The organism is uncultured Mycobacterium sp. (assembly GCF_964249325.1).
In the GTDB taxonomy this organism is placed as follows: domain Bacteria; phylum Actinomycetota; class Actinomycetes; order Mycobacteriales; family Mycobacteriaceae; genus Mycobacterium.
This window is the reverse complement of record NZ_CAXUCH010000272.1, coordinates 3,054-5,352: the sequence shown is the minus strand read 5'-3', so window position 1 is coordinate 5,352 and position 2,299 is coordinate 3,054. Positions and strand designations below refer to the sequence as shown.

The 2,299-nt window shown below is 67.4% G+C and carries 1 protein-coding gene and 2 pseudogenes (1 of these 3 running past the window's edge); all 3 read right to left on the bottom strand.

Going from position 1 to position 2,299, the window contains the following annotated elements:
• A pseudogene (locus ACFE99_RS22300) lies at window positions 1–557 on the bottom strand (ornithine carbamoyltransferase); the annotation flags it as partial.
• On the bottom strand, window positions 554–1,720 hold the full coding sequence (locus ACFE99_RS22295) for an acetylornithine transaminase (RefSeq protein WP_375488648.1): 1,167 nt from the start codon (window positions 1,718–1,720) through the stop codon (window positions 554–556). The pseudogene ACFE99_RS22300 and the gene ACFE99_RS22295, both read right to left, overlap by 4 nt.
• Window positions 1,721–1,788: 68 nt before the next feature.
• A pseudogene (gene argB, locus ACFE99_RS22290) lies at window positions 1,789–2,299 on the bottom strand (acetylglutamate kinase); it runs 350 nt beyond the window's last position.

The following is a 2,299-nucleotide window of genomic DNA, read 5'->3' as shown; positions in this document are numbered from 1 at the left end:
GGCCTGAACTCGTCGGGAGCGGCGATGCTTACATGCATGCCGGCGGTGACGCCGCCGAGCAGCAGCGAGTGCGCCATGTTGTTGGCGCCGTCGCCGAAGTACGACAGCTTCAGGCCGGGCAGCGATCCCTTGCGTTCGGCGATCGTCTGCAGATCCGCGAGCACCTGGCAGGGATGAAACTGGTCGGACAGCGCGTTGACGACCGGCACGGTGGCGCTCGCGGCCATGGCGACCAGCCGGTCCTGGCCGAAAGTACGCCACACGATCGCGTCGACATAGCGGGACAACACCTTTGCGGTATCGCCCAACGTCTCGTCGCGACCCAGCTGGGTGCTGCGGGCGTCGACGACCACGGCGTGCCCGCCCAGCTGAGCGATGCCCATCTCGAACGAGAACCGGGTACGGGTGGAGTTCTTGTCGAAGATCACCGCTACGCCGCGCGGACCCTCCAGCGGGCGGCAGCTCAGCGGATCCTTCTTCAGTCGCGCCGCCAACTCCAGCACGTCGGCCTGTTCGTGCGGCGACAGGTCGTCATCGCGCAGAAAATGCCTAGTCACAGTGCCTCCCCGGCGGTATCGAGGATTCCGGGCAGCGCGGTGATGAACGCGTCGATCTGGTGCTCGGTGATGATCAGCGGCGGCGCCAACCGGATGACGTCTGGTGCAGCGGCGTTGATCAGGAAACCGGCGCTGCGCGCAGCGGTCTCGACGTCTTTGGCTTTCGGCGCGGTCAGCACGACACCGCACAACAAGCCGCGGCCCCGGACGTGGTCGACCAGTGGATGGCCGAGCGATTCGATGCCGTGCCGCAACGACTTTCCCAGCACCTCGGCGCGGCGCACCAAATCATCTGCGGCCAGCACGCGCAGCACCGCCAAGGCCGCGGCCGCACACACCGGGTTGCCGCCGAAGGTACTGCCGTGCAGACCGGGCGTCAGCAGCTCCGCTGCCGGCCCGACCGCCAGGCATGCCCCGATCGGCAACCCACCACCGAGACCCTTGGCCAAGGTCACCACATCCGGGGTGATGCCGTCGTGCTGGTGGGCGAAAAACGTGCCGGTGCGTCCCATCCCGGTCTGCACCTCGTCGACTACCAGCAACGCGCCGTGCCGGGTTGTCATGTCGCGGGCCGCAGCAAGATAGCCGTCCGGAGGGACCACGACACCGCCCTCCCCCATGATCGGTTCCAGGAACACCGCGGCAGTGTCATCGCTGACCGCGTCCGCCAGCGCGTCGACGTCGCCGTACGGCACATGCGTGACCTCGCCGGGGAGCGGCGCGAACGGCGCCTGCTTGGCCGGCTGCCCGGTCAGAGCCAGCGACCCCATCGTCCGGCCGTGAAAAGCACCTTGCGCAGCAACGAGTTTGATGCGGCCCGTGAGCCTCGACAGCTTGAACGCCAGCTCGACGGCCTCCGTGCCGGAGTTGCACAGGAACACCCGCGCCTCGGCGCCCAACAAGGCGACCAGTGTTTCAGCCAGCGCGATACCCGGTTCAGTGGCATACAGGTTGGAGGTGTGTCCCAGCGTCGACAGTTGTTCGGTGACCGCCTCGATCACCGCGGGGTGACGGTGGCCGAGAACGTTGACCGCGATGCCGCCGAGCAGGTCGAGATAGGACTTGCCGTCGACGTCGGTGACCACCGCGCCGTCACCGCTGGCCAGCGCCACCGGCGGGGTGCCGTAGTTGTTCATCATCACCGCCGACCAACGCTGCTGCATAACTGTGGTACGTGGCGATCGCAAGCTCGGCGATGCCGAGCGCAGCGGGTCGCCACGATGTGGTTCTGTCATGCCGCCACCACCTTCGTGCCGGTGCCCGCGTCGGTGAACAGTTCGACCAGCACGCAATGCTCCACCCGGCCGTCGATGACATGCGCGCTCGGCACACCACCGGCAACCGCACGTAGACACGCTTCGACCTTCGGGATCATCCCCTCCTCCAGCGTCGGCAGCAGTTGGGTGAGTGTCGCGGTGTCGACTTCGCTGACCAGTGAATCGCGGTCCGGCCAGCGGGTGTACACCCCTTCGACATCGGTGAGCATCAGCAGCTTCTCGGCGCCCAGCGCTTCGGCCAGCGCCGCCGCCGCGGTGTCGGCGTTGATGTTGTACACCACTCCGTCGGTATCCGGAGCGAGCGTGGATACCACCGGAATGCGCCGCGCCGCAATCAGATCCAACACCGCGGCGGCGTTGACCTTGGCGACGTCGCCCACCAGCCCGATGTCGGTGGCCACGCCGTCGACGGTGACGCGCCGTCGCACCGCGGTGAACAGTTGCGCGTCTTCACCGGTGATACCG

Excerpts from the sequence above, each read along its gene's own strand:
- ACFE99_RS22295 (WP_375488648.1), bottom strand. The coding sequence starts at position 1,720 with ATGCAGCAGCGTTGGTCGGCGGTGATGATGAACAACTACGGCACCCCG.